Origin of the sequence: Saccharopolyspora sp. (assembly GCF_017434145.1) — a bacterium.
Classification (GTDB): Bacteria; Actinomycetota; Actinomycetes; order Mycobacteriales; family Pseudonocardiaceae; genus Saccharopolyspora_C; species Saccharopolyspora_C galaxeae.
This window is the reverse complement of record NZ_JAFRFW010000965.1, coordinates 1-2097: the sequence shown is the minus strand read 5'-3', so window position 1 is coordinate 2097 and position 2097 is coordinate 1. Positions and strand designations below refer to the sequence as shown.

The 2097-nt window shown below is 69.3% G+C and carries 2 protein-coding genes and 1 pseudogene; all 3 read right to left on the bottom strand.

The features are described 5' to 3' along the window. Positions 1-474, bottom strand: a pseudogene (locus tag IJH84_RS26070) (hypothetical protein); the annotation flags it as partial. Between the two features lie 139 nt (positions 475-613). Beyond that, positions 614-1783, bottom strand: coding sequence for a decaprenyl-phosphate phosphoribosyltransferase (locus tag IJH84_RS26065; RefSeq protein WP_295150088.1), 1170 nt, complete (start codon positions 1781-1783; stop codon positions 614-616). Then, positions 1776-2097 (bottom strand): phosphatase PAP2 family protein (locus tag IJH84_RS26060; RefSeq protein WP_295150085.1); only part of this gene is annotated, 322 nt, incomplete at its 5' end. The genes IJH84_RS26065 and IJH84_RS26060, both read right to left, overlap by 8 nt.

Below are 2097 nucleotides of genomic sequence, written 5' to 3'. Positions count from 1 at the left end.
GACGTCCGAAGCGCTCATCCTGGTGTAGCCCCAGGTGGTTTCCTGGCCCGCCGGCGGCGGTTCGGTGTCCGACAAGCCGATCTTGTCCACCGCGCGTTCGATGATCTCGACCCCGCCGCCCTCCGCCCACAACGCGGTGGCCACGTCGTCATTGCTGGAGCGCAACATCGGCTGCAGCAGCAACCGGTCGTCTTCGGTGATCGGCACGTCGGGATCGAGCCGTTCCAGGTGGTCCAGCGCGATGAGCAGCTTCACCACCGACGCGGCGCGGAACTTCAGGTGCTCGTTGTCCTGCGACTCGACCTCGCCGCTCGCGTCGTCCACCACGACGTGGCCCGCGGTCGAGCCGAGCGGGAAATCCGCCGACCACGCGAGGCAGGAAACTCCGAGGAACGCGGCGCAGCCCACCGCTGCGCTCACCGCCAGCACCGGTCTGCGCCGCGATCGGACACCGGCCTTCTGCACTGCGCACATGCCGGTGAGACTACGAACGGAGCGGGCGAAAAGGTCGTCCTTGCGGCGACAACCGGGAGGACCCCGCGGCAACCCGCGAAAAGCAGAACGCTCGACCGGGAAAACCCCGGTCGAGCGTTCGCGTACTTCCGCCGGCGGTTTACAGGTAGTACGCCAGGAACAGGCAACCCGCGAGGCAGGCGCCCAGGACCAGCAGGACCTTGTCCTTGAGCGCGACCTCTTCCGGCTCGCCCGCGACGCCCTTGTCCACGTCCACCGCGTACCGCAGGATCGCGATCACCATCGGGATGATCGAGATGATGCCCCAGCGGGACTGCTCGATCGCGCGGATGTCGTAGGCCCACAGGCAGTAGTTCATGATCGTGATCGCCGCCGAGATGGCCCAGACGAACCGCAGGTACGACGGCGAGTACGCCTTCAGCGACTTGCGGATCTTCGCGCCGGTCTCGGCGGCCAGCTTCACCTCGGCGTAGCGCTTGCCCGCCACCATGAACAGCGAGCCGAACGCCACCACCAGGTAGAACCACTGGGTGATGACCAGCCCGGCCGCGGCACCACCGGCGACCGCGCGCAGCAGGAAGCCGGAGGCCACGATGCACAGGTCGATCACCGGCTGGTGCTTGAGCCCGAAGCAGTAGCCCAGCTGCACCCCGATGTAGACCGCCATCACCGTCAGCAGGCCCATGCTGACCACGCCCGAGATCACCAGCGAGCCACCCAGCAGCAGCCCGCACACCAGGTACGCGATCGGCAGCGGGATCAGACCGGCCGCGATCGGCCGGTTCCGCTTGGTCGGGTGCTGGCGGTCGGACTCCACGTCGATGGCGTCGTTGATGAAGTAGATGCCCGAAGCGGCCATCGAGAACACCACGAACGCCAGCGCCGCGTCGGCGAGGATCGTCGGGTCCCACAGCGCGCCCGCGGTGAACGGGGCGGCCAGCACCAGGACGTTCTTCACCCACTGCTTCGGCCGCAGCTCCTTGATCAGGCCGCTGATCAGGCCGCCGACGGTGCCCGCCTTCGCGGTCACCTTCGCGTGGTAGGCGTCCGAGGACTTGTCCTTGTCGTCCTCGGCCTGCTCGGTGGTCTCCTCCAGCACGGCGGCGCTGCCGCCGGCCTCCGAGCCGATGGAGCCGTCCGCGTCGGCCTCGACCTCTTCGCGCGCGGCCTGCTCGCCGTCGGTCTCCGTCACGACCTGGCCGTTCTCGCCAGCGTCCTCGTGCGCGGCCGCGACACCGTTCGTCCCGGCGGCGCCGGAATCGGTTTCGGGTTCGCTGACGGTCGCGCCGCTCTCGTTCTTGTCAGCCACGGTTCCTCCGCCGTCTCATGAACCGCCGCACGCCCAGCGCCACGGCACCGCCGAGCGCCGAGCCGGCGAGAACATCGCTCGGGTAATGCACCCCCAGCACCATCCGGCTGACCATCATCGGCGGCACCAGCGCCGGGGTCAGCCGCTTGCCGACCAGCCCGCCGTAGAGCACGGCCGCGGTCGTGGTCGACGTCGCGTGCGAGGACGGGAAGCTGAGCTTGCTCGGCGTCCCGACCAGCACCTTCACCTGCGGGTCTCCCGGGCGGCTGCGCCGCACGACCCGCTTGACCGCGATCGAGGCGCCGTGCGCGGCG